This window comes from Microbacterium sp. NPDC089321, from assembly GCF_040684935.1.
In the GTDB taxonomy this organism is placed as follows: Bacteria; Actinomycetota; Actinomycetes; order Actinomycetales; family Microbacteriaceae; genus Microbacterium.
Map to the genome: position 1 here is coordinate 456,065 of NZ_JBFBGX010000001.1, position 24,296 is coordinate 480,360.

27 protein-coding genes are annotated in these 24,296 nt (G+C 68.3%); 9 read left to right on the forward strand and 18 right to left on the reverse strand.

Annotation, left to right across the window (positions count from 1 at the left end):
• Positions 1–238: 238 nt before the first annotated feature.
• Positions 239–895, reverse strand: a complete 657-nt coding sequence (locus AB0N59_RS02175; RefSeq protein WP_363478050.1) for a DUF2290 domain-containing protein — start codon at positions 893–895, stop codon at positions 239–241.
• Positions 882–3,050: an ATP-binding domain-containing protein gene (locus AB0N59_RS02180; protein WP_363478053.1), complete on the reverse strand. Its 2,169-nt coding sequence runs from the start codon at positions 3,048–3,050 to the stop codon at positions 882–884. Before AB0N59_RS02180 ends, AB0N59_RS02175 begins: the two co-directional genes overlap by 14 nt.
• Before the next feature lie 762 nt (positions 3,051–3,812).
• On the opposite strand from AB0N59_RS02180, the gene AB0N59_RS02185 reads away from it, so the two are divergent.
• Positions 3,813–4,928, forward strand: a complete 1,116-nt coding sequence (locus AB0N59_RS02185) for an alcohol dehydrogenase catalytic domain-containing protein (protein WP_363478056.1) — start codon at positions 3,813–3,815, stop codon at positions 4,926–4,928.
• A gap of 28 nt (positions 4,929–4,956) precedes the next feature.
• Here AB0N59_RS02185 and AB0N59_RS02190 read toward each other — a convergent pair whose 3' ends face one another.
• Positions 4,957–5,430, reverse strand: coding sequence for a hypothetical protein (locus tag AB0N59_RS02190; protein WP_363478059.1), 474 nt, complete (start codon positions 5,428–5,430; stop codon positions 4,957–4,959).
• A gap of 63 nt (positions 5,431–5,493) precedes the next feature.
• Between AB0N59_RS02190 and AB0N59_RS02195 the strand changes: the two genes are divergently transcribed.
• From AB0N59_RS02195 to AB0N59_RS02205, 3 genes are all read left to right on the forward strand, one after another.
• Complete coding sequence (locus AB0N59_RS02195; RefSeq protein ID WP_363478062.1) at positions 5,494–6,114, forward strand: cyclodeaminase/cyclohydrolase family protein; 621 nt, start codon at positions 5,494–5,496, stop codon at positions 6,112–6,114.
• Positions 6,115–6,145: 31 nt separating this feature from the next.
• Entirely contained in the window at positions 6,146–7,615 is a 1,470-nt protein-coding gene (gene dgt / locus AB0N59_RS02200) for a dGTP triphosphohydrolase (protein WP_363478065.1), read from the forward strand.
• 98 nt (positions 7,616–7,713) lie between these two features.
• Positions 7,714–8,634, forward strand: a complete 921-nt coding sequence (locus AB0N59_RS02205; RefSeq protein ID WP_363478068.1) for an NADP-dependent oxidoreductase — start codon at positions 7,714–7,716, stop codon at positions 8,632–8,634.
• A gap of 54 nt (positions 8,635–8,688) precedes the next feature.
• On the opposite strand, the gene AB0N59_RS02210 is transcribed toward AB0N59_RS02205, so the two are convergent.
• The 3 genes from AB0N59_RS02210 to AB0N59_RS02220 form a co-directional block, all read right to left on the reverse strand.
• Complete coding sequence (locus tag AB0N59_RS02210) at positions 8,689–8,946, reverse strand: DUF6458 family protein (protein WP_363478071.1); 258 nt, start codon at positions 8,944–8,946, stop codon at positions 8,689–8,691.
• 109 nt (positions 8,947–9,055) lie between these two features.
• A complete protein-coding gene (locus AB0N59_RS02215) occupies positions 9,056–10,189 on the reverse strand; it encodes a low temperature requirement protein A (protein ID WP_363481174.1) in 1,134 nt (377 codons plus the stop codon).
• Positions 10,190–10,315: 126 nt separating this feature from the next.
• Positions 10,316–10,807: a helix-turn-helix domain-containing protein gene (locus AB0N59_RS02220; RefSeq protein ID WP_363478074.1), complete on the reverse strand. Its 492-nt coding sequence runs from the start codon at positions 10,805–10,807 to the stop codon at positions 10,316–10,318.
• A 109-nt stretch (positions 10,808–10,916) separates the two neighbouring features.
• Between AB0N59_RS02220 and AB0N59_RS02225 the strand changes: the two genes are divergently transcribed.
• From AB0N59_RS02225 to AB0N59_RS02235, 3 genes are all read left to right on the forward strand, one after another.
• Positions 10,917–11,276 carry a hypothetical protein gene (locus tag AB0N59_RS02225; protein WP_363478077.1) on the forward strand — a complete coding sequence of 120 codons (360 nt, stop codon included), beginning with the start codon at positions 10,917–10,919 and terminating at the stop codon, positions 11,274–11,276.
• A 121-nt stretch (positions 11,277–11,397) separates the two neighbouring features.
• Positions 11,398–11,661 carry a glutaredoxin domain-containing protein gene (locus AB0N59_RS02230; RefSeq protein WP_204975523.1) on the forward strand — a complete coding sequence of 88 codons (264 nt, stop codon included), beginning with the start codon at positions 11,398–11,400 and terminating at the stop codon, positions 11,659–11,661.
• A 49-nt stretch (positions 11,662–11,710) separates the two neighbouring features.
• Positions 11,711–13,465 carry an aldehyde dehydrogenase family protein gene (locus AB0N59_RS02235; protein ID WP_363478080.1) on the forward strand — a complete coding sequence of 585 codons (1,755 nt, stop codon included), beginning with the start codon at positions 11,711–11,713 and terminating at the stop codon, positions 13,463–13,465.
• 57 nt (positions 13,466–13,522) lie between these two features.
• Here AB0N59_RS02235 and AB0N59_RS02240 read toward each other — a convergent pair whose 3' ends face one another.
• Positions 13,523–14,401: a neutral zinc metallopeptidase gene (locus AB0N59_RS02240; RefSeq protein WP_363478083.1), complete on the reverse strand. Its 879-nt coding sequence runs from the start codon at positions 14,399–14,401 to the stop codon at positions 13,523–13,525.
• A gap of 95 nt (positions 14,402–14,496) precedes the next feature.
• On the opposite strand from AB0N59_RS02240, the gene AB0N59_RS02245 reads away from it, so the two are divergent.
• Both AB0N59_RS02245 and AB0N59_RS02250 read left to right on the forward strand, forming a co-directional pair.
• Positions 14,497–15,486: a malate dehydrogenase gene (locus tag AB0N59_RS02245; RefSeq protein ID WP_363478086.1), complete on the forward strand. Its 990-nt coding sequence runs from the start codon at positions 14,497–14,499 to the stop codon at positions 15,484–15,486.
• 43 nt (positions 15,487–15,529) lie between these two features.
• Entirely contained in the window at positions 15,530–15,988 is a 459-nt protein-coding gene (locus tag AB0N59_RS02250; protein WP_363478089.1) for a recombinase family protein, read from the forward strand.
• A gap of 41 nt (positions 15,989–16,029) precedes the next feature.
• Here AB0N59_RS02250 and AB0N59_RS02255 read toward each other — a convergent pair whose 3' ends face one another.
• The 11 genes from AB0N59_RS02255 to AB0N59_RS02305 all read right to left on the reverse strand — a co-directional run bounded on the left by AB0N59_RS02255 (position 16,030) and on the right by AB0N59_RS02305 (position 24,212).
• Entirely contained in the window at positions 16,030–16,800 is a 771-nt protein-coding gene (locus AB0N59_RS02255; protein WP_363478092.1) for a hypothetical protein, read from the reverse strand.
• Between the two features lie 54 nt (positions 16,801–16,854).
• Positions 16,855–17,565 (reverse strand): hypothetical protein, encoded by a 711-nt coding sequence (locus AB0N59_RS02260; protein WP_363478095.1) that lies wholly within the window; start codon positions 17,563–17,565, stop codon positions 16,855–16,857.
• A gap of 16 nt (positions 17,566–17,581) precedes the next feature.
• Positions 17,582–19,246 carry an alpha/beta hydrolase gene (locus tag AB0N59_RS02265; RefSeq protein WP_363478098.1) on the reverse strand — a complete coding sequence of 555 codons (1,665 nt, stop codon included), beginning with the start codon at positions 19,244–19,246 and terminating at the stop codon, positions 17,582–17,584.
• The gene (locus AB0N59_RS02270) at positions 19,243–19,533 is read right to left on the reverse strand and encodes a hypothetical protein (protein ID WP_363478100.1); all 291 of its coding nucleotides are present in this window, start codon (positions 19,531–19,533) and stop codon (positions 19,243–19,245) included. The genes AB0N59_RS02265 and AB0N59_RS02270 overlap by 4 nt, the downstream gene beginning before the upstream one ends.
• A gap of 179 nt (positions 19,534–19,712) precedes the next feature.
• Positions 19,713–20,006 (reverse strand): WXG100 family type VII secretion target, encoded by a 294-nt coding sequence (locus AB0N59_RS02275; RefSeq protein WP_239528083.1) that lies wholly within the window; start codon positions 20,004–20,006, stop codon positions 19,713–19,715.
• Between the two features lie 97 nt (positions 20,007–20,103).
• The gene (locus AB0N59_RS02280; RefSeq protein ID WP_363478104.1) at positions 20,104–21,801 is read right to left on the reverse strand and encodes a hypothetical protein; all 1,698 of its coding nucleotides are present in this window, start codon (positions 21,799–21,801) and stop codon (positions 20,104–20,106) included.
• Positions 21,802–21,808: 7 nt separating this feature from the next.
• Positions 21,809–22,030: a hypothetical protein gene (locus AB0N59_RS02285; protein WP_099196903.1), complete on the reverse strand. Its 222-nt coding sequence runs from the start codon at positions 22,028–22,030 to the stop codon at positions 21,809–21,811.
• A 61-nt stretch (positions 22,031–22,091) separates the two neighbouring features.
• Entirely contained in the window at positions 22,092–22,472 is a 381-nt protein-coding gene (locus AB0N59_RS02290; RefSeq protein WP_363478107.1) for a hypothetical protein, read from the reverse strand.
• 17 nt (positions 22,473–22,489) lie between these two features.
• The gene (locus AB0N59_RS02295) at positions 22,490–23,125 is read right to left on the reverse strand and encodes a DNA/RNA non-specific endonuclease (protein WP_363478110.1); all 636 of its coding nucleotides are present in this window, start codon (positions 23,123–23,125) and stop codon (positions 22,490–22,492) included.
• A gap of 2 nt (positions 23,126–23,127) precedes the next feature.
• On the reverse strand, positions 23,128–23,832 hold the full coding sequence (locus AB0N59_RS02300; protein WP_363478113.1) for a hypothetical protein: 705 nt from the start codon (positions 23,830–23,832) through the stop codon (positions 23,128–23,130).
• Between the two features lie 86 nt (positions 23,833–23,918).
• Positions 23,919–24,212, reverse strand: a complete 294-nt coding sequence (locus AB0N59_RS02305; protein ID WP_239528083.1) for a WXG100 family type VII secretion target — start codon at positions 24,210–24,212, stop codon at positions 23,919–23,921.
• Positions 24,213–24,296 lie beyond the last annotated feature (84 nt).

Below are 24,296 nucleotides of genomic sequence, written 5' to 3' on the forward strand. Positions count from 1 at the left end.
CAAATGCTCTGGGGACGACCACCCGGGTGGGAAGCGCAGGTTCGAGGGACTCGAGAAGGGGCAGGCGCAGTCGGCAGCGCGCCCACGAAAGGCGATGCCGAAAACCGCGAACTTGGATCCGCATCCAGGGCGAACCTTTCGCCCCTGCTGCAAGGTAGCGGGGCAAGACGTAGGCCAGCGACTCGACGCCGAGGAAGATCGCTCGGTTACGTCATCCTGGTTCTGGTGGGATCTAGTGTTACCCCGCCCAGGCGACGTGCAGCGACCTTCGGTCATCTTCCACGATCGTGTTGTCGAACCACCCGCTTTGAGGCATCTGCTGAAGGTACGGATCCTGCTCGTGAAAGGTTGGGTAGAAGTTCCGGAACACGAAGTCGATGAACCGTCCGATCCGGAGCGGGCTCACGCACGCGATTCGGCATTCGATGCTGTTCAGGGTCAGGTGGGCTTCGGGGTGGCGTGGTCGCGCGTTCAGAGGATCGAAGTCGAAACGGATCATCGACTTCATGAGAACCTGGTCTGCTGTAGCGAGGTGGAGTTCAACAACGTCCGCAAGCGGTAGGCCATCCGCGACCATGCTCTGGTCAATTGTGACCGGGCACGGTACAAACGCAAGGCGGTGACCCATGATTCTGTTGCCGTCGAAGAAGTATGTGATCTGAAGGAGAGATCCGTCGGCAAGCACGGCCGAGTACATCCCGTTCCGCAGCCAATAAATGTAGCTCGCGACCGAAATGTCGTCGTGGTTGCTGAGGAACGGTTCGTTGGTCGTGGAGTGCCAGCTCACGTGCTGCGGCGCCTCGTCGATGGGATTCCAGTAATAGACGATCCCCTTGGACTCGAGGTAGTCGAACAGTTGGTTGAGCTCGGTCGCAACGGCTCTAGGCGTCGTCATCGATGGGCCCGAGGTCCAACTGCGGCTGAAGCCTACTCACGACCTCAGCGCGAAGTGCGAGAGGGACATCTTCGAGGGAAAGAGTTCCTGCGTCGAGTGCATGAACAAGATCCCGCAGGTTCTCCTCTGTCCGTTGGAGTCGCTCGATCTCCTCCTTGGTCTTGCCTCGGAGGTCTCGTCTCATGGCGTCAAGCTGGGTACGGGTGGGCAGTTTGAACCTAAGTCGGTACTGTTCTTCGCGTACTTGCGCGATCTCGGACGCGATCGGATCCATGTAGCGGCCGTGGCCGACGACCCGAACCCACGCTTTGTTGCGTGTGATGGCCGTGAATATCGTGTTGCGCCTTGTGACGACATCGTTGCCCATACCCGCGGAGTGCGCGTCCATGACATAAACCATGGCTGCTTCGTTTCCCTTGGCGCGGTGGATATGCGCCATCGCGACCGACCCGATCACGCGAATCTCGTCGACGCTGGAATTCACACCTACTAGATGAGACGGGATCTTACGGCGAGCGAGAGCCTTTCGGAGGGAGAGCGCGCGGCTCTTCGCTGTCCACGGAAGTGGAAAGACGACGAGGATGTCGGTCGGCTCTAGCTCGTCCGGTCCGAGATTCTGTTGAATCTGTTCGGCCACCCATTCGTCTTGCGCGAGCTCCGAGTCGAACTTCTTCACGAGCACGGCGTCAGTGTCGGTGAGGAGGCGGGGAAAGAACTCTGGTGTGCTTGCCTGGGAGCGTTCGAGGGTCACTGGCCGGCCGAGTTCGAGGCGCCCCTCCGTCTTGGTGTATCCAACGTCAAGCCACAACTTGGGATCGTCGAAGTGCTGAACGAGCCCGCCCTCACGGTAGATCCCGTACCCCAGCGCGTGCGCAGTCGCGAGCGACCAATGTGTGTTGCGGTAACACGTGGGAAGGACGATGTCGCGGAGTGCCTCGTTGGGCTGTTGATCGAGCGACACGAGCGGCTCCCCGCTCTCGTCAGTTCCGAACATTTCCGCCATTGTCGGCATCGATGCCTCGGACAGCTTCTGCAGTTCGTCGTAGCCCCAGACGATCCGTTTCGGATCTTTCGTGAACTGGTACACAAGACGGAAGAACTCAGGCGGCAGGTCTTGCGCCTCGTCGATCAGGACGACGTCGAAGATTGGCTCTACGCTCGGAGCGGCCTCGGCAACTGCGAGAAGCTCCCCGCATACTCCTCCGAATGCGTCATCGCGACCGAACTTGGCGGATGCGTATGTGTAGTCGCGCGGCGGCATACCCAAGTGCGTTGCGATGGTGTTGTACACACCGGCGCGGTTCGATGCGCCCCACGCATGCAGAATCGTCAGGCGGGAGAAGTCCGGAGAGTCTTGGAGATGCTCGGCCGTAAAGCGAACAATCAGGCTCTCGAACTGTTGATAGAGCGCCCTCGATTGGAAGGTAACCGCAATTCGCCAGTCTGGGTGTTGTGCGTGGAGATACGCCGCCTTGAGGGCAAGCACAATCGTCTTGCCCGACCCAGCGAGGCCACGAATTCGCTGGGGCCCCTCAGGCATCTCGATGGCCGCCCGGTTCTGCCAGTGATCGAGGTTTGCGATCTCCCGCTCGATCTCCTTGAGTTTCGCGCCCCTCGACGAGGGGCGGGTAACCGATGACCGTTTGTTCGCGGGCCGGATCGTGGACACTCGTTGCAGCGCCGATTGCAGCGCCGACCGGTAAGTGCTCTCAATGCCCTGGAGCGAACGCATCTCTTGGGCGAGGTCGTCCAGAGCACAATAGATCCCGCTGCCGCTAGTATCGACAAGCGGTTCACCGGGTGCGGTACCGAAAACAGTCACCGTATTGATGTCGAACCCGAGACGTCGACCTCGACGCAGCGAATCGTACCTGCTGAGTTGGCTCTCCAACGCCGCAAACAGTTGGTCCTGGGCCTCGACCAGTTGCGCCCAATCATCTTCGGTGCCCGGACTGTGTGGAGCGATCTGGAATGCGATGAGGCCGTGTTCGGGCGAGACGAGGAGAGCGTCGACGCGCACACGATCGTCGGACGTGGAGAGGACTGGGTAGCCGAGGTAGAGATCGCCGTTGAGACCTAGGAGGGCGAGTCGATCGGCTAGCGCCTCGGACGGACCGCGGTTCTTGCTCTCTCCGCGAATGACCTCAAGTGCCACGGGCTCTCCTTGCTCCTAGTGCCGTCCCAGGCTACCGAGGCATCGGTAGGTTCTGTGCGCATATTTGCTTAGACCTCCCGCTGCGAGTCGATCTTGCGGTGACGGTGAGCAAACAACGAGGTCAAGTTGTACCCGTCGATGTCGGATCAACCGTCATTGTGTTGGCGGCGCCCGTCCTCACTTTGCGCGATGCGGTGGGCTTCTTCACCAAGAATTGTTCTCCGTCGGCCGTCAGTAGATCCGCGGTGAGGGGCGTCGACAGTTCACGCCCTTGAAAGACAACCCTTGGAAGACGCCCCCTGTCTGCCACGGCAGCCTCCCAACCTAAGGTGATTTACAGGAAGCGACCCGCACGAGTTCCCCCAGTCCGACTGTCGAGCCTCCTCCCGCGGTATGCAAGCGCCGGTCTCTGAGGTGGACGGCTTGATGAGATGGCGCCAGAGGCCGAACAGCCATCGACGCGGTGTCACCGGCCCCGAATGCCGAAAACCCCGCATCTATACCGCACATTCACGGACAAGGCATGGTAGGCGCTTGCAAACGAAAGTGGACTTGATCAGGTCTAACCGAAGCGGCGGGAAGTCCGCAGAAACCCCAGATAGCGCGAAACTCTTACTCGAAAGGTCACCGGATCGATGCCGGTCGGAGCCACAAGGACCGTCATTACAACGGTCCCAGAAACCCTCGCCTAGCTTCTACATGGCGGGGGTTTTGCTTTGCCCTGGTGCGCCCCGCCGGCCGGTCTCCAGTGAGAATCGATGCATGAAGATCACCGGAGCAGTCCTGACGAGCATCGGAGCCGAGCGCCCGTACGCCACCAGCCGCCCCCTCGGCATCCGCACGCTCGAGCTCGACGAGCCGGGGCCCGGAGAGCTGCGCATCCGCATCGAGGCCGCCGGACTCTGCCACTCCGATCTGTCTGTGGTGAACGGCACGCGCCCTCGGCCGGTTCCGATGCTGCTCGGGCACGAGGCGGCGGGGATCGTGGATGCCCTGGGCAGCGGCATCGATGACCTGGAGGTCGGCGATCGCGTCGTCACGGTGTTCCTGCCGCGCTGCGAGAACTGCGACAACTGCCGCACCGGAGGCAAGCTCCCGTGCTCGGCGGGCAGCGCGACGAACGGCGCGGGCACTCTGCCTTCCGGCGAGGTGCGGCTGCACGATGAGGACGGCTTAGCGATCAACCATCATCTGGGAGTCTCGGGTTTCGCGACGCATGCGGTCGTCGACCGACGCTCGGTCGTGCGGGTCGGCCATGACGTCCCGCCGGCCATCGCCGCGGTGCTCGGCTGCGCGGTGCTGACCGGGGGCGGCGCCGTGCGCAACGCCGGCGGCCTGCGTGCCGGGCAGGACCTCATCGTCGTCGGCCTGGGCGGCGTCGGCATGTCGGCGATCCTCGTAGGTCGGGCGATCACACAGGCGGCGGGCGGCCGGGTCATCGGCATCGACGCCAACAGCGACAAGCACGCAGCCGCCCTCGAGATGGGTGCCGACGCGGTCTACACGCCCGAAGCGGCGGTGGATGCCGGGATCACCGCGCCTGTCGTGGTGGAGGCCGCCGGGCATCCTCGAGCCTTCGAGACCGCATTCCGCGTCACCGCTCCGGGCGGCACGACCGTCACCGCGGGACTGCCCGCGCCCGGTGCCCTGTCGCAGATCGAGCCGCTCACTCTCACCGCAGAGGCGCGCACGGTCGTCGGCTCGTACCTGGGCTCGTCGATACCCGCACAGGACATCCCGGCGTATGAGGCGCTCTGGCGCGACGGCACCCTGACCGCCGAGAAGCTCATCACCTCCACGATCGCGCTCGACGACCTCAACAGGGCGCTCGACGTGCTCGACACCGGCGATGCGATCCGTCAGGTGATCCTCTTCTGACGTCGGGTCGCAGACCGGATGCGCCGGCTCACAGCCCCGCCGCGCGCCGATTGAACGAGACCTGCAGGGCCTCGACGACGAGGGTGCGCTCGCGACGGGCCATCAGCCGGTAGACCGGCGTCGCGAGGCGTGACAGGCCGTACACCTGCAGCCGTGCGTGATGGTGCACGCGGGTCGACTGAGGACCGAGCGCCTGCAAGCGGTATCCGGGCCACCCCTCGACCTTCAGAGCTCCGCGCGAGCTCTCGTCCCACCAGTGGAACGTGATCGCCGTCGGGCGGTCGAACTCGACGACCTCGCCGGGCACGTTCCCCGCAGAGGTCTCGTCGAGATAGGTCGTCCCGAGGCCGACAGCCCCCGGTGAGGTCTGGCGCGTGCGCCGCAGAAGGCTGCCGCGCCTCGGCATCCACTCCGCGTAGCCGCCGATGCGGGCCAGCCGGTCGAAGACCTCCTCGATCGGGCCGGCGACCACCCGCACCAGGTCGAACTCGATGACGCCCATGCTTCATGGTCCTCCCGCCGTGCGCGCGGCGCAACGACTCCCGCCCCGGATACCCTGGCGGGCATGGCCGACCCCGCACACGTCCCCACATCGCGCCCGATGGATGCCTGGCTCGACGCCCTCAGCGAGCCCAACGGGTCTCCCGGCGGAGGGGCGGCCACGGGCGTTCTGCTCGGCGTCGCCTCCGCACTGATGGGCATGGTCGCGGCGTACACACCCGACAGTCCGGCCGCGACGGCGAGCGCCGAGCGGCTGGTGCGGCATCGCGCCGACGTGCTTCGGGCGGTCGAGGCCGACGGCGTGCTGTCTGTGCAGTTCGGGTCGGCACTGGCGCTGGCACCAGGGCATCCGGAACGCGACCAGCGCGTGAGCGCTGCCGCCGTCGACGCAGCGGGATCCGTCGCGAGCCTCGGGGCGATCGGCATCCTGCTCGTCTCCGACGCCCGCGTCCTCGCCTCGAACGGCAACCCGCACATCGCGGTCGACCTCGCCGTCGCGATGGAGTCGCTCGCCGCCGGACTCGCGGGCGCCGCGCTGAGCCTGCGGGCGAACCTGCAGATCGCACGCACGCACGGCGCTGCGGCCACGACGCTGGAGAGCCTCGAGACCGACGTGAGGCGTCTCGATGAGGCGCGCGAGGAGGTCATGCAGCTGATCCAGCGGATCTCCGCTGACCTCGACTGACGTCGTTCGCCCGCCGTGCCACACTGACTCCATGCCCCAGCAGCCGGAAGATCCCCGCCAGATGCGACGACTGCCCGAGGCGCTCGACGAGTTCCAGCAGGCCGAGGGGCACCCGCAGTTCCGGGTCGACGTCGAGCGCATCCGGTTCTCTCCCTATTACTCCCGCCTGTCTGCGGTGACGCAGGTGATCTCGCAGGCCGGTGCAGGTCTCGCCGTGCACAACCGCCTCACGCACTCGATCAAGGTCGCGGCCGTCGCGCGGGCGATCGCCACCCACCTGCAGACCCGCGACGATGACGCCGGCCGTGTCGCGGTCGAGCTCGGCGGGGCGCATCCTGTCGTGGTGCAGGCGGCCGCCGCGGCGCACGATCTCGGGCATCCGCCGTTCGGCCACCTGGGCGAGCAGACGCTCGACCGACTCGCTCGCACCCGCTTCGGCCTCGCCGAAGGCTTCGAGGGCAACGCGCAGACGTACCGCATCCTCACCCGACTCGACGAGCACGACCGGCCCGGCGTCGGACTCAACCTCACCGCCGCGGTGCGGGCGGCGGTGCTGAAGTACCCCTGGCGCAGAGGCGAGGGCGGGCCCCGGCGCGGCGGCGCGAGCAAGTTCAGCTTCTACGCGATAGACGAACCGGATGCCCGCAGCGCGCTCTCCGCGTATCCCCGCATCGCCGACGGCCAGCAGACGGTCGAGTGCTCGATCATGGACATCTCCGACGACATCGCGTACTCGCTGCACGACCTCGATGACTTCTACCGCGCAGGGCTTCTGAACCCAGCGACCCTCTCGGCGGAGTTCCGGTCGTGGCGTCGTGATCTCGCGCAGCTGCGCGCCGCCGACGCAGCCGCCCTCGCCGCCGACACCCGCACTCCTGGCCACTCGCTCGAGCTGCTCTGGCGCCGCATGCAGAGCAAGGACAGCTGGATCGCCGACCCCGACGCCTTCAGCGAAGCCGTCGCGAAGGTGTCGTCAGAGGTGATCGACGGCCTCGTCGCCGAGCCGTTCGACGGCTCGCTGGCCAGCGAGCGTGCCCTGGCGAGGTTCACCACGGCTTGGATCGCCCGGCTGCAGTCGTCGATCGAGGTGCACAGGCATCCTGACATCCGCGCCGGCCACGTGAGCCTCAACCGCCAGGCCTGGCACGAGGTGGCGGTGCTGAAGTTCCTGCATGAGCGGTTCATCCTCGAGCGGCCCGACCTCGCCGTCTACCAGCGAGGCCAGGCCAGTGTGCTCGAGCGCCTCGTCGACGGCTTCACCGCCTGGCTCGACGATCCGCGCGACGCGCGACGGGCGCCGCGCCGCCTCATCGACCTCGTCGAGCTCGCCACCGACGACCACCGCCGGTTGAGCACCCCGGCCGCCGTCGTCGAGACCCTCGGCCGCGGCCGCGGCATCATCGACTACGTCGCGTCTCTCACCGACGCCCAGGCCATCTCTCTCGACGCCCTGCTCGCGGGTCGCACCGAACGCCTCTGGGACGCCGGCCAGGGCCTCTGAACCCACCCGACGCACGCATCGGCCGCGACAGCGGCCCTCGACCTCGCAGAGAGTGGAAGAGTGGATATGGCATCCCCGTCACACTCTCAGGAGGCCCCATGCGCGCCGTCGTCTACGACCAGTTCACCCAGGATCTCGACGCCCTCGAGGTGCGCGATCTGCCCGAGCCGAAGCTTGCCCCGGCGTCGGTGCTGATCGAGGTGCGGGCGGCGGGAGTGAACCCCGTCGACTGGAAGGTGATGGCCGGCGGCCTCGACCCGATCATGCCCACGCAGTTCCCCGTCATCCCCGGCTGGGACGTCGCCGGCGTGGTGGTCGCCGTCGGCATGGACACCCCCGAGTTCGAGGTCGGCGATGAGGTCATGGCCTACGCCCGGAAAGACACCGTGAGCGCCGGCACGTTCGCCGAGCGCGTCGCCGTCCCCGTCTCGGCGGTCGCACGCAAGCCCGCATCGCTCTCGTGGGAGCAGGCGGGCGCCCTCCCCCTCGCCGGCGGCACGGCACTGCGGGCGATCGACGCGCTCGGCGACGTGAAGGGCCGAACCGTGCTGATCCATGGCGGGTCGGGCGGCGTCGGCAGCTTCGCCGTGCAGATCGCCGCGCGCCGAGGCGCGAAGGTCATCGCCACAGCATCCGAGCGCAATCACGACTACGTCCGCACGCTGGGCGGCGAGCCGACGACCTACGGCGACGGGCTCGCCGAGCGCGTCCGCGAGATCGCCGGCGGACCGGTCGACGCCGTCGCCGACTTCGTCGGAGGGATGCTCGACACGACCCTCGATGTGCTCGCCGAGGGCGGCATGCACGTCTCGATCGCCGACGGCTCTGTCACCGCGCACGGCGGGCGGCACATCTGGGTGAGGCCCGACGGGTCGCAGACCGCGCGCCTCGCCGATCTCGTCGACGCGGGTGAGCTGCAGATCGAGATCGCGGAGACGTTCCCGCTCGACGGCGTCGCCGACGCGTTCCGCGCCAGCCAGGGCGGTCACACGCGCGGCAAGCTCGTCATCGTCCCCTGAGACAGAGTTCGCGCCCGGGCCTCACTCGGGACCCGGGCGCGAACGTTCCTCCGGTCAGAAGACTTCTTCGTCTCCGGCGGTGCGTGTGGAGCGACGGGTCTCGTATCCCCCCACAGCAGGTTCGGTGCGAGTGACCACATCGGTGCGACGGCGACGAGCCAGGAGCACGAGGCCGACGATGAACGCGACGACACCCGCGCCCATCAGGATGTAGCCGACCATGTCGAGGTCGGCCCAGCCGACGTCGATGTTGAGTGCGAATGTGAGGATCGCTCCGATGACGAACAGAACGACTCCGGTGCCGATGGTCATCTCTGGCTCCCTTCGGGTTGGCGGCGTGGCCGTGCGGCCCGCCTGACCTCCAGAATCCCCATCCTGGCGAGGGCGGAGAATGGGGTTGACAAGTCACCCTCGGCCCGGGTCAGTCCTCCTGGCCGCGCAGCGGCGGCCGCAGCACGAGCACCGTGACGATCGCGACGAGGATCACGGCGGTGAGCGTGACCGGTACGGGCAGCACCGGGTCGAGCAGCACGAGCAGCGCTCCCGCGGGAACCGCGATGTTCACCACCCGGTCGGCGTTCGAACGGATCGCTATCAGCCATACGCCCATCAGGAACACGGCGATGGGCACGCTCGTCGTGAACGAGACCGCGACAGCGGGCAGCGCCGTGTCGCCCGTGAGGTCGTCGATCCACACCTCGATGCCCGCAGAGAAGGCACCAGCGGCGGCGAACACGAAGTAGTGCACGTACCCGTACGCGAATGACGAGCGCTCGGAGATCGCCCTGTGGTGCGGCGGCCAGAAGTAGATCCACCACATCGCGGCGGCCGAGACCAGGGTCACCGCCGCGACCCAGATCAGTGGCCCCACCGCGTCGACCTTCTCCCGGGCTCCGATGATCGCCGTCGCCGAGGCGAGCAGACTCTCGCCGAGCACGATCAGCGTGAACAGGCTGTATCTCTCGGTGATGTGATGCGGATGCCAGGGCGTCGCCCCTCGACGCTCCGCGATGACCGGCACGGCGATCTCAGCGAGCATCAGCACAACGAACACAGGCAGCGTGGCTGCGGAGGGCAGCAGCAGGAACCCGACCCATAGCACCTGCACGACCGCGATCCCGATCGCATAGGCGATGGCCGTGCGACGCAGTGACGGGTCCTGACGCGCGGCGCGCAGCCACTGCACGATCATCGCCAGCCGCATCACCACGTACGCGATGACGACGACGGTGAAGTCGCGGTGCTCATCGTCGAACACGGGCCCGATTCCCGCCGCCAGCACGAGCACGCCGGCCATCTGCACGATGGTCGTGACGCGGTAGAACCAGTCGTCGACGTCGAACGACGACGCGAACCAGGTGAAGTTCATCCACGCCCACCAGATGGCGAAGAACACCATCAGATACGAGACGATGCCCGATCCCGCGTGCCCTGCCGAGACGGCGTGGTGCAGCTCGCTCGAGGCCGTGCTCACCGAGATGACGAACACGAGGTCGAAGAACAGCTCGAGAGAGCTGGCGACCCGGTGCGGCTCACGAGGATCTCGGGGCACCATGCGTTCGAGCGCGAAACGCGCCCCCGTAGCGTTGACGTTCACCGGCTCAGGGTAGAGCACGACCGCCTCGGCATGCACGGCGGCACTCGACGCGCGACCCCGCAGCCTGTGACAGCGCCCGCGTGGTCAGTGAGCGGGGCCGTCAGCGGGCTCGACGCCGTCGACCGCATCCGCCATCGCTCGGAGGAACTCCGTGACGTTCGCCTGTGCCTGGGCATCCATGCCCGTTGCGACGGCGTACATCAGCTCGTGCATGCGGCCGAGGGTATGGCGGACGTCATCGTCTGCGTGCTCGGTGGCGCGTACGACCGACGCACCCGCCTCGGTGTCGCGGTGAACATGCCCCGAGCGCTCGAGCCGATCCACCAGCACCGAGGTCGCTGCCGCGGAGATGCCGAGATAGGCCGTCAGAGCGGCGGGCCGGGCGCTGTGCTGCGGCTGACGGAAGAGGAAGCGCAGGGCGAGCAGCTCGTTCTCTCCCATCGACATCTCGTCTTGGGTGCGTCGCCGCATCGCCCGCTCTGCGGCACGGTAGACGCGCAGAGCCTCGAGCACTTCGCGCGCCCGCTCCCCCTCGCTGCGCTCGTACCAGTACCCGTCCACCAGAACCTTCGCCACACTCACTCCTTCAGCGGTGCCTCACAGGCCCGCATCAGTCATGATAGGAGAGGGGAAGGGGATTCGCGCGGCCGATGGAGTCGCAGAATCGCAGTGACGGAGGACACAGGTGAATTTTCGAAGCAAGGCAACTCTCGAGAAGTGGGTCGAGGACTTTCGCGCCGCCCGCGAGGCGGGCGATCTCGTCCGTGTGATCATCCAGGACGGCTCTGACGGCTCTGACACCGGGCTCGTGATCGTGCCCGTGAAGAACTCGTCGGTGAGCATCTTCATGGAGCCGATCCGCATCGGCGACGAGCGGTGGAGCGTCACGCTCGAACCCAACGACGAGAACACGGTGCTCGACAGCCACCAGCTGCACGCCCTCGCCAGCGAGCTCGCCGTAGCCGCCGAGCTGTGCTCGTACCTCGAGGCTCGCAGCATGGGTCACGACGAGCTGCCGAGCGACGAGGTGCTCGAAGAGGTCTGAGCCTCAGAGCTCGCCCGGCCGCATCGCCTCGGCGTCGATCGCCCGCATGACACGCAGCGTCGCGGTGTCTGCGCGGGCTGCACCCGGCGCCCGTGCAGCCAGGCGGCCGTAGGGTGGAATCATGAGCACCCCTGCATCCGACACCATCACCATGTTCGGCGCCGAGTGGTGCGGCGACTGCCGCCGCACCAAGAAGCAGCTCGACGAGCTCGGCATCGAGTACACGTACGTCGACCTGGTCGCAGACCCGGCCGCGGCCGACGTCGCCAAGGAGATCTCGGGCCGCATGAACATCCCTGTGGTCGTCTACCCCGACGCGAGCCACCACGTCGAGCCGAGCAACGCCGACGTCGAGGCGAAGCTGCGCGAGCTCTCGCTGATCTGACCCGCTCGACCCGCTCCCTCTGCCACCGCCACCGCCACAGGAGACGACGATGACTCAGCAGACGGCTGTCGACACCGACCTCGACGAGGCGCAGCGCACCGCGCTCGATGCCGACATCGAGGCGCTGCAGCAGGGTGCGCGCACCTGGTCGCACCTGACCGTCGGCCAGCGCGCGACGCTGCTGCGCGCGGTGCGCGCGAGCGTCGCCGTCACCGCGGCCGACTGGGCCGGCACGGCCGCCGACTCGAAGGGGCTGGATGCACGGCATCCGCTTCGCGGCGAGGAGTGGCTGAGCGGTCCCTATTCGGTTCTCGGCGCCCTCGACGCGTACATCGACACCCTCGCGAAGCTGGCAGAGGGGCGCAGTCCGCTCGACGGCGTGACGATCGGGCGCGCCCCGGGCGGGCGCACGCGGGTCAGCGCGTTCCCGCTGACCGGGCTCGACCGCTTCCTGCTGTCCGGCTTCTCGGGAGAGGTGTGGCTGCAACCGGGCATCACCCCCAACGCCGCGCGCGCGGATGCGGGCCTCGCGCAGCGAACGCGGGGCGGCGAGGGCGGTGTCGGCCTCGTGCTCGGCGCGGGGAACATCACCTCGATCCCGGTGCTCGACGTGCTGTACGAGCTGCTCGCGCACAATCGCGTCGCACTGCTGAAGGTCAACCCGACGCAGGACGCCCTGGTGCCCGTCTACGAGCGGGCGCTGGCTCCGCTGATCGCTCCCGGATTCCTGCGGATCGTGCGCGGCGGCCCGGCCGTCGGCGCATACCTCACCGCTCACCGCGACCTCGTGCACGTCCACATCACGGGCTCGGCCGCGACGTTCGACGCGATCGTCTGGGGTCCGTCGTCCGGGCCCAAGGCCGGCGCGACGACCCGCCGCCGACGCGAGAACCGTCCGCTGCTGAAGAAGCCCATCACGGCCGAGCTGGGCGGCGTCTCCCCGATCATCGTCGTGCCGGGCGAGTGGAGCGCCGCAGACCTCGCCTTCCAGGCCGAGCACATCGCGACCATGCGCCTGCAGAACTGCGGCCACAACTGCATCGCCGGCCAGGTCGTCATCATCTCGTCGGAGTGGGCGCAGGCAGAGCAGTTCCGCGCCGCGCTGCGGCGCGCCTACGCGTCAGCCCCCGAGCGGCCCATCTGGTACCCGGGGTCGCCGTCGCGCATGCAGCAGGCGGCGGAGCACTATCCGGATGCCCTGGTGCTGGCCGATCGCCTGCTGATCGAGATCGACGAGGGCGAGGATGCCGCGGCTCTGCAGACGACCGAGTACTTCGCCCCCGTGCTCGGCGTCGTCGAGCTTTCCGGCACCGGACAGGAGTTCCTCGATGCCGCGGTCGCGCACGCGAACGACGAGCTGCAGGGCACCCTGGGCGCGAACCTGATCATCGACCCCGCTACCGAGAAGTCACTCGGCACCGGGTTCGAGCGCGCCATCGCCGACCTGCGCTACGGAACTATCGCGATCAACTCCTGGACCGCCTTCGGGTTCATCACCCCCACGCTGACCTGGGGCGCCTTCCCCGGCAACACGCTCGACGACGTGGGCAGCGGGATCGGCGTGGTGCACAACGCCCTGCTGCTCGACGGGGTCGAGCGCTCTGTGGTGCGCGGCCCCTTCCGTCCGTTCCCGCGGTCGCTGCCCGTGCTGAACGGCGGCGGTCGCCTGACGATCCTGCCGAAGCCGCCGTGGTTCGTCTCGGCACGGACCGCCGCCGCGGTGAGCGAGGGCCTCACGCGTTTCCGGGCGCGCGGGGGCATCGTGACCCTCGTGCGCACCCTGCTTCAGGCGCTGCGCGCCTGACCCCGTCTCGCGCACCGACCCGACGACTGCCGGAGCGCGTGCGCAGGACAGCGGGCGTCAGAGCTCGTCGCCGGAGACGGCGAAGGTGTCGCAGACGCCGAGGCCGTTCTTGTAGCCGTTCGCGAACCATGCCTGGCGCTGCTCGCTGGTGCCGTGCGTGAAGCTCTCCGGGTTCACCCGGCCGGCCTGCTGCTCCTGGATGTTATCGTCGCCGACCGTGAACGCCGCGTTCAGGGCATCCGTGATCTGCTCCTCGGTCGGCTTCTTCAGGTACGCCACCCCATTCTCGTCTTCCAGCTCGGTGACGTCTCCGAGCCAGGCGCCGGCGTAGCAGTCGGCCTGCAGCTCGGTGCGCACGCCGTTGCTGTCGGGCCCGGTGCCGTTGTTCGGGTACTTCTCCATCGTGCCGGTGATGTTCTGGATGTGGTGACCCCACTCGTGGCCCACGATGTAGAGCTGAGCGAGTTCGCCGGCCGAGGCGCCGAACTGCTGGCGCATGAGCTGGAAGAAGTCGGGGTCGATGTACACGCCCTGCTCGGGCGGGCAGTAGAACGGGCCGACCGCGTTCGACGCCGTGCCGCACTGGGTCGAGGTCGAGCCGTCGACCACCGTCATCGTGGGGGCGGTGTAGCCGTCGACGTGGTCGCTCCAGTACTTGTCGAGCAGCACCTGCGCGCCGGCCATGCGACAGTCGTCATTCGTGTTCGCATCCTGCCCGGTGTCGCACTCGGCGAGGGTGTTCTCACCGCTCGAGGCGGGCGGATTCTGGCCCCCGGGAGCCCCGCCGACGAGGCCAGTCAGATCGGGTCCGCCGAGCATGGCCACCACCAGGGCGACGAGACCGAGCACGCCCACGCCGCCACCTGCGACCACGGCGCCTCGTCCACGTCGGCGCGTGGTGTTTCCCGAGATGTCGGCATCTGGATTGAACGTCATGCAGAAAAGGTACCCCGGTGCGGCATCCGGCGACGAGGGCTTGACGGATGCGCGAACGCCGCGCACGCCGGCACGGCGAGGAATAGGCTCGGGTCATGGCGACGACGATCACGATCACAGGTGCCGGCGGACAGATCGGCTACGCGCTGCTGTTCCGCATCGCGGCGGGCGACATGCTCGGCCCCGACGAGCGTGTGCGGCTTCGGCTGCTCGAGATCCCGCAGGGCCTGCGCGCGGCGGAGGGCGCCGCGCTCGAGCTGCAGGACGGCGCGTTCCCGCTGCTCGACGGCGTCGAGGTGACCGATGACGCGACGGCCGGCTTCGACGGCGCGAACCATGCCCTGCTCGTCGGGGCGCGCCCGCGCGGGCCAGGCATGGAGCGCGGCGACCTGATCGCCGCGAACGGAGGCATCTTCGGCCCGCAGGGCCGCGCGATCGCCGCATCCGCGGCATCCGACATCCGCGTCACGGTGGTCGGCAACCCGGCCAACACGAACGCGCTGATCGCGGCATCGGCCGCCGACGGGGTGCCCGCCGAGCGGTTCAGCGCGCTCACGCGGCTCGACGAGAACCGAGCGCGGGCGCAGCTGGCACAGACCCTCGGGGCGCCCGTGGCGAGCGTGCGACGCGTGCCGATCTGGGGCAACCACTCGGCCACCCAGTTCCCCGACCTCACCCACGCAACGGTCGACGGCGAACCGGTCGCCGAGCGTCTCGCATCCGCCGTGGGAGATGTCCGCACCTGGCAGGAGCAGACCTTCATCCCCCGTGTCGCGAAGCGGGGCGCGGAGATCATCGAGGTGCGCGGCTCGTCGTCGGTGGCGTCCGCGGCGAGCGCGGCCATCGACCACGTGCGCGACTGGGTGCACGGCACTGATGACTGGACGAGCGCCGGTGTCGTCTCGCACGGTGAGTACGGCGTGCCGGAGGGGCTGATCTCGTCGTTCCCCGTGCAGGCGGCCGGCGACGAGTGGCGGATCGTCGAGGGGCTCGAATTGGATGCCTGGGCTCGGGCCCGCGTCGATGCGTCGGTGGCCGAGCTGGTCTCGGAGCGCGACACGGTGCGAACCCTCGGTCTGCTCTGACCGGGCTTCGCACTCGGGCAGAATGGGTGACGGAGGTACGACGATGAGCGACGCGATGAACCCGACGGATGCCGGGATGGATGCGGCCCTCACGAGCCCCCTGCACCTGCCGCACGCTGCGGCGACCTGCGAGAAGTGCCTGGCGAACACGGATCACGGCTGGTGGTCGGCCCGCCCCGAGGGAACCCGGCTGGTGGGGCTGGTGGTGGCCCGCGAGGGGATGCCGTCGGTGACCCAGCAGCGTGAGGATCTCACCCGCTTCGGTGTGCCGATCGAGGGCTTCCGCCACCCTGCGCCCGAGATCCTCGAGAGCTGGGGCGATCGTCTGGCGCGCCTCATCGAGACGCTGCGCAGCGGAGACGTGCTCGTCGTCGCGAACGCGCACGCGCTGGGCAGGAACCGCGACGAGGAATCGCGCACGATCGCAGAGCTTCGTCGCCGCGGGATCATGGTGAAGGTCCTCGGGCATCACGCCCGCCACCTGACCGACGCGACGGTCTGACCGCGCCAGGGGGTCTGACCGACGCGCAGCAGCGCCCCGGCTCAGTCCTCTTCTGCTGCCGCCTCGCGCAGCGACTCGTCGTCGAGCAGCGGCAGATCGGCGCGGGTGACGATCTGCGACGTCACGGCGTACTCGACCAGTCGCGCTCGGCGATTGGTGGCGACCTTCCCCGGTCCGCCGCGCAGTCCCTGCACGCCCATGCGGTCGAGCTTGTCGCAGACGTTGTCGAGCTTGCGGTTGAACTTCGTCATGCTCCACCCCAGGCGCTTAGCCGCGGCGGTCGATGAGGGCAGTTCGTTCATGCTGACGCCCTCGCGGCGCAGCATCGGCTCGGCGAGCGCGACGATCAGCTGCTTCTGCATGGCGGTGAAGCGCGCGGGCATGACGGTCGTCTCCCCGCTCATGGATTCCTCGACCTGACGCGAGATCTCGTACGGTGCCTCTTCGGTGTGCAGGCTGAGCTCGTAGGTGACGGGTCCGGCGGTGAACACGATGACGTTGCGCTCGAAGACCAGGGGCATGCGCGCGCCGGGCGACAGCCACGACTGCACGGCGCCACCGGCGCTCGACACGGTCGCAGCGAGCCGCACCCCGACGTTGGCGAGCCACCACAGGCCGTCGCGGAACTGCACATCAAGGAACTGGCGGTGCAGGTACGGGTTGTCGTCGATCGCGAGGTCGCCCTCCCGTCCGATCACGAACGCACGGTCTGCGGGAACGTCACGCCACTCGCCGGCGAACTCCAGACGCAACGGCGGTGTGGCCCGCTCTGCGGCGGGCGCGGTCTGAGCATCTGCTTTCACATCGGTCACAGGAAGTTCCCCCTCTGGGCAATATCTTGTCACGCGATGGCGCGTCTTCGAGGCTCAGTCCGCGTCGCCCTCCCCGTAGGGTGCGACCGGAAGGTCGTCCGGCGACGGCTGCGGCTGCACGGGCGAGCCGTCGGCCTCGCGGTAGACGGGGCTCCCGTCTTCGGGGAAGTAGAAGCGCGGCTGCCAGTCGGGCCCTTCGAAAGCGGGGAACCGCTGCCATGCGCTGTCGTAGACGAGACCGTCGAAGACCATGTCGGACAGGTCACCGGCATCCCCCGGGAAGCATCCGGGATTCGCGGTCGCGCGGATCACGCCTCGCCCCGGGCGGATGGTCACCACGCCGCGGCCCAGCCGGTCGCCGGTGCCGATCACGTTGATCTCGGCGCTGTCGCCCTCGCCGTACTCCGCGACGTTCACGTCGACGCCCGAAGCGGTGAACGCCGAGCGGGCCGCCTGCACCACGGCATCCACGTCGATGTCGTCGGCCTTGTGCTCCCGCACCCACGAGAACGTGTAGCCGCGCTGCCCGTCGTCGAGCTTGCAGGAGATCGGCGCGGCGCCCCAGGTGTCGACGCTCCAGTCTCCTTCGTGCACCGCCATGATCACGTCGTGCATCACGGTCGAGTAGGCGATGTAGCGCTTCTCGCCGTCGCGATACAGCGAGTCGCCCGTGAGGGCAGGGTCTGCGGGGCTGCAACCAGTCATCATCGCCACCATTCCGACGACCATCGCCGTCTTCAGTCCTCGTCGAGTCTCGCGTCGCATCGCATCCATCCTGCCCTCAGAAGTCGATCAGCTCGAACTCATCGCTGATCCACCAGTTCGTGGCGTCCCAGAACCCCTTCGTGCTGCCCTCACCCTGACGCTCAGTACCGGGCTCGCCGGTGCGGATGATCTCGGAGACGTTGTAGAACGATTCCGATCCCGGCTCGAGGTATGCCCCGGGGCCGAGGGCGCCGTGGCCCGTCGCGGCCGGCAGCTCCTCGCCCGTGTGCGAGACTCCCCCGTCGCTGTCGAAGACGGTGACGCCGGGCAGGTGCTCGGGCGGCACCGGATGCCCGGGCGCGGTCGCCCGTCCGATCCGGGCTGTCGCGTCGTCTTCCGAGATGGTCGCGTACACCTGCGTCGCCCGGCTGTCCGAGAGGTTGTGCATCACGGTCTCGTCGTCGGGGAAACCCGCCGATCCCACGGCGATGAAGGCGGTGACGCCGTGCCCGTCCGGCTGCGATCCGATCGCGAGTGCGGCTGTCGTGCTGCCGTACGAATGCGCGATGACGGTGATGTCGGCGTCGGGCGAGAGGGCGCGCACGCCGTCGAGGTACGAGCCGAACGCGGCTGCGCCGTCGACGGCCCGCCCCATCTGCGGCTCTTCGAGGAGGTCGGGTGAGTCGTACCCGAACCACACCACCGTGGCGGATCCCGGTCCGACCGAGGCGTTGAGCTCGCGCGCCGACTCCCCCCAGCCGGCGAGGTCGTGCACGGTGCTGTTCATGCCGGGCACGAGCGAGTTGATCTCGGATGCCGTGGCCAGATCGCCGTGGGCGATCGCGGCGGTGACCTGCTCCGAGCCGTCGGGGTCGAAGCTGATCAGGCTCGGCCGGGGCAGTCCTTCGGCGTTGAGCGCGCGCATGATGGCCTCGAGGTCGTCTCGCCGATCGGCCGGCAGGTCACCGGCGAGAAGAGCCTCGAGATGCGAACGGTTCGCATCGCCGCGCACGTCGTACGGGATGCCGTCGAGATTGCCGATCACCTCGGGATGCGCCTCGATCAGCTCGTCGTGCAGCTCGGGGTGAGCGCGCCAGACCCGCAGCACCTCGGCCGGGTCGCCGCTCGCCAGCAGACTCTCGAGGAAGGTGCGCTCCTGCGGCGTCAGCGTCGAGTTCGCACCGGCGGCGAGGGCGGCCAGCGCCGCACCGTACGCGGCGTCCCACCCCGAGTGGTGCCGCTCGTACTCGGCCCACAGCGCCTCGAGCGCCTGCGCCGCGGTGTCACGCGCCTCGATGGCCTCGGTCGCGAGAGCCTGCGTCGCCTCGATCGCGAGGGTGCTGGTGCCGTAGGCCGCGGCGAGGGCGGGCCGGCCCGCGTCGTCAGCCGCGGCCTCGGCCTGGGCCCAGTTCGCGTGCGCCAGCTCGATCTCCTCGATCATGGCGTTCGCCGGCGCCGCGCAGCGGTCGTACGCATCGGCGTAGGTGGCGATCACTCGCGAGAGGTGCTCGGCCTCGGCCATGTCGGGGGCGAGAGCGGCCATCAGGTCGGCCGCATCTGCACGCACCGAGGTGACTGCCCTGCCCACGCCCGGCAGGCCGGTCGCGGCGGCGGCCGCGTCATGCAGGTCGTCGAGTCCGTCGTGCACGCGCGTGAGCTGGCCCGACCACCACGACATCGTGCCGGTGTCGCCCTCGATGCGCTCGAGCAGATAGCCGCGATTCGGCGAGACGAGCGTCATGACCGCTCCCCCGTCAGCTCGGCATCGAGCTCGGTGTACCGGTCGGCGATGCGGCGGGCGGATGCCGAGACCTGCGAGCCGCCGTCGACTCGCGCCCGCACGGCGTCGCCGAGGCCCGTGAGGTGGCGGTGCAGCGCGAGGCGCAGGGCGGGCCGCGAGGCGGGGTTGCCGATACCCGTGTCTTCTGCGCCGAGATCGGCCGACTCGAGCAGGACGCCCGTGATCGCGGTGTCGACGGTGCTCGAGGCGAGCTGCAGCTCGGCGTAGAAGATCTCGACGTCGCTCACGATGAGCATCCCTCCGGCGCCGGACGATCCGGCTCACCGCCAGGTTAGGGATGCCCTGCGGCGAGGTCGATGGGCATCACTACCCATGCGCCGTGCGGCTGCCGAGCCGCTCCGGCATCAGAAAGGGCCGTGGCGCAGATCCTCTGATCTGTGCCACGGCCCTCTCGTGGAGCTTCCGGTCAGCCGCCGGCGAGCTCGGAGTCCTTGTCGCGGATCGAGTCCGCCATGCGGTCCAGCGCCTGCGCCATGTCGTTCACAGCCTCCGCAGCGTCATCCAGCGACGTCGTCAGCTCGGAGTACGCCGTCGAATACGCCTCAGACGCATTCTCGGTCTTGAAACCGTCCTGCACCAGGTCGTCGATGACGCCCTGCAGCTCCTTCAGCGTGTCGGTCACGGCGCTGCGACCATCACGCAGACGCGATGCCGCGCTCTCCATCTCGGAGTACGTCGCCCCAAAGTCATGTCCGGCCATAACAACCCTCCAGCTCTCATCTACGACAGCCCCACCGGACCGCCCACACACGACGTTACCGAAACTCGCGTGAGACGCGAATGGGGAGAACTCCCCATCACTTCTTCTTCACGGCCCACTGGCTGACGCCCGAGGTGAGCGATGCCACGCCTCCGCTGCGGGGGGACACGCCCTCGACGCGCGGGTCGACGATCGTCAGCCGGGGGTTGACGGCGATCGGCAGGGCGACGGCCGACTGCACGATCGTCGCCTCGATCTGCGCGAGCACCTCGCGGGCCTCGTACACGTCGGTGGTCTGCGACAGCTTCTCGATGAGGGTGTCGCGGTTGCCGTCCGGCGCCGGAACGAGGGATGCCGAGGCGCTGCTGCCCCACTGATCCGCGATCTGCGCCGGCGTCTCGGGGATCGGAGTGCGGGCGATCACGGCATCCCACCCGCCGCCCTCCACGGCTTTCGCGTAGTCGTCGCTGCCGCAGTCGCGCACGCCCCAGCCGGCTTCGGCCGTGACCTCGCGCAGCGCCGCGAAGGCGCCGCGCGCGAACTCGCTGCGCCGGTCGTACAGCACGCAGACGCCGACGCGGTCGGGAAGACCGGCGTTCTGGCGCTCGAGGGCCGCGTCGTCGGCGGGCTCGCCGAGCTTCTGCGTGAACCCGGAGTCCTCAGCGACGATGTCGTACGCGCGCGAACCGGGAGCGGTGATCATCGACGTCGTGCCGGCGAAGTCGGACGCCCATTCCCCGCCACCCCGCTGAGCGAGGGTCGACGCCGGCACCGCTCTGAGGAACGCGATGCGCGCCTGCGGCCGCGAGAAGACACCATAGGGCTGCAGCTGAAGCGACCACATCGTGCCGTCGTGGGTGGACTGCACGGTGAAGTCCTTGCGCTGCAGCATGCGGATCGGTTCGCGATTGCCGCTGTTCGGCGAGACCTGCGCGACATCCACCGTGTCGCCGATGCGCTCGAGCACGTCGTCGCCACGGGGCACCAGCGTGATCTTCTCGACCTTGGCCCCCACGATGCCGCGATAGTCCGGGTTCGGGGCGAACGAGATGCCGGTCGAGGACTCGTCGATCTTCTTCACGAGGTACGGTCCGCTCGACACAAGCATCTCGGACGCCGGGGCCTTGCCCGGCTCGATCGACGCGCCGTCGCGCCATTCGGCGCTGAGCTTCGACAGGGTCTCGTCATCACCCGAGCGGATCGCGGTGATGACGGCCTGCTTCGCCTCCATCGGGTCGTCGAGGCCGAGAGCCCGCTGCGCGACGACGTGGGCCGGCGCGGGCGCCGAGACGGCGCGCTGCCAGCCGATGTCGGGCCGGGTGAAGGTCACGTCGATCGCCCGCGCGAACTCGTCGACCTTCGGCGGCTTCGCATCGAGGGCGCTCTCGCCCGATGCCGTCCCGCTCTCATCATCGGCCAGCAGGCCGGCCTGCCAGGCCCAGCCGAGCAGAAGGTCGGCCGCGTCGAGCGGGATGCCGTCTGACCAGACCGGTTCGGCGAGGTCGTACCTCACGGTGAAGGGCTTCTTCGAGACGATCTTCACCGTGCCGAAGCCCTCGTCGGGAACGAACTCGCCGTCGACGAGATCGCCGAAGTCGGCGCGGATGAGCTCGGCGACGTCGCGGTTCGCGGCGGTCGGCGCGGCGGCCGCGTTCAGCGAGGTGAGCTCGCCGCTCCACGCGACCGTGACCTCGGTGCCAGGCACGACGGTGTCGGGCAGCGCCGGCGCGCACGCTGCCAGCCCCAGGGCGAGCGCGACCACCGTGGCAGCCGCGAGGTGACGCGAGCCCCTCACCGACGGATCACGCGAGATCGGTGTCGTCGTCTTCCGCGGCCATCGCGCGGAACGGCTCGCTCTCTTCGCTCTCGAGCCAGGCCTTGGCGTACTCGAGCAGCGTCGCCGGCGACTCCTCGGCCTCTTCGTAGGTCGCGAAAGGCCCGATCGTGTCCTCAGACGGCCGTTCGTCGGCGCGCAGCACGCTCTGGGTCGAGAGGTTGTACCAATAGGTCTGTGATTCGCGCATCAGTTCCCCGCTCCGGTCAGCTGGCTCGATCTCAAGGGTAGGAGTGAAGGCCCGGCTGCGCTCACTCGAACGACGGGCGCAGCTGCTCGCCCATCGAGCCGATGTTGGCCGGTGTGACCTGCCAGCGCGTCGCATCGGTGTCTTCGAACGTCACCTCGTACTGCCCGCTCGTGCGATCGAACTGCACGAGGATCGCGGCCGGGAGCGGATCACCGGGCTTGTAGTAGCTCTCGAGGTAGGCGTTGACCGCCGCCTTGGCGTAGTACGGGTGCGAGGCCACCGCGGCGATCGATCCGTCGTCGGAGTAGGCGTAGCCGTGCGTTCCGCTGAACTTGCCCCCCGCGAAGTCGAGCACCATCGACAGCGCCTGCCACTCCTTGTCGGCACCGGTCAGGTTGTCGACCAGCGCACGGATGAGGCCGGTGGTGACGTCGTCGGTCATAGCACTCCTTGGGCTGCTCACAGGTCCGGCATGTCGGCGCGGGAGACCCTGTCGAAGGCCTCACCGGCGACGTTGTCGAACATCGGGAAGTTTCGGTACGCGGCGTTCCCCGTGGCGGGATCGGTGACCGTGTAGTTGACCACAAAGCTATCAGGGCGCACCGCGCCGGGAGGCATGACCTCGACCGTGTAGTCGACCTGGTAGCCCTTGCCGACCCAGTCGGCCCACTCGTTCTCCATCTTCTTCCAGGCACCGCGGTTCAGATTCGCGGCCTGAGGCGCGATGCCCTCATCGGGAGTGTCGCCGTAGAAGCGATGACCGCCGAGGTGACCGCCGTCGTCGGTCGACTCGCCGAGGTTGCCGACGTCCGTCGCGTTGTCGCCGCGCGTGCTGCTTCCGAAGTCCTCGGTGATCGTGCCGCGCTCGGTGATGGGCCGCCCCGTCTCGGAGTCGAAGTGCGTGGCCTTCGTGTTGCCGCCGCGGGTGGTGATGACGCCGTCGTCGAACCGGTCGACGTCGTTCACGCCGTTCTTGTTGCGCACCTGGCGCTGCCCGTGCCCGCGGAACATGTCGGCGAGCTGACGCACGTGGATCGGCAAGCCGTCCAGCGAGTGCATGATCGGACGACCCAGCGAGTCCATGATCTTCGCCATCGTCAGTCTCCCGTCAGATTCAGGCCGGCGAGATCGGCCATCAGCCGCTCGGTCATGCTCTCTACGTCACCGGCGTAGGTCTCCATGTCGCCCTGGGCCTGCTCGAGCGCCTGCAGATCCGCATAGAACTCGTCGGTGTCGCCGACCGTGGCCTCGACGATCGGCGCGTCGAGCGCCGCCATGATGACGCCGGGCAGCTCTTCGGTGAGCGGCGCGACCACCGTGGGCAGGATCTGCTCGAGCGCCTGCTCGATCGCGATGTCGACGGCGGCGTTCAGAAGCTTCTTCTTAAGCAGCAGCATCGGGCCGGCGCCGAGCGCGGTGATGGGGTTGGTCAGCATGCCGACCAGCGTGATCATCGTCGTCGTCACGTCGGCGATGACCTTGATCTTCAGTCCGAAGACGACGTCGGCCGCGATGTCCATGCCCGTGGGCACCGGCCCGAGCAGGCCCAGCAGCTTGTCGAGGTTCTGCGAGCGGTTGGTGTTCCAGGCCGCCACGTAGGCCGGCCCCGCCTGGCCTCGCATCGCGGCTGCCATGTCGCCGTTGACCTTGCGATCCATGGCGGTCAGCGCCTGCTCCAGATCGCCGCTGAAGGTGCGGACGATCTCCGCGCCCCGCCGAAGCTCGTCCTCATCGATGTCGGGCCATTCGAAGCCGAGCTTCTCCATCACCCAGATGAGCTCATCCGGCAGCATCATGCCCATCGCGCACCCTCCTCCGTTCGATTCAGATCATTCGAGCCGGGTCGCGCCACCATCCCCCCGGGCGATGGCGCGACCCCTCATGCGGCTCAGCCGCCGGCGAGCTCGGAGTCCTTGTCGCGGATCGAGTCCGCCATGCGGTCCAGCGCCTGCGCCATGTCGTTCACAGCCTCCGCAGCGTCATCCAGCGACGTCGTCAGCTCGGAGTACGCCGTCGAATACGCCTCAGACGCATTCTCGGTCTTGAAACCGTCCTGCACCAGGTCGTCGATGACGCCCTGCAGCTCCTTCAGCGTGTCGGTCACGGCGCTGCGACCATCACGCAGACGCGATGCCGCGCTCTCCATCTCGGAGTACGTCGCCCCAAAGTCATGTCCGGCCATAACAACCCTCCAGCTCTCATCTACGACAGCCCCACCGGACCGCCCACACACGACGCTAATCGAATCGGCCCGATACGCGAATGG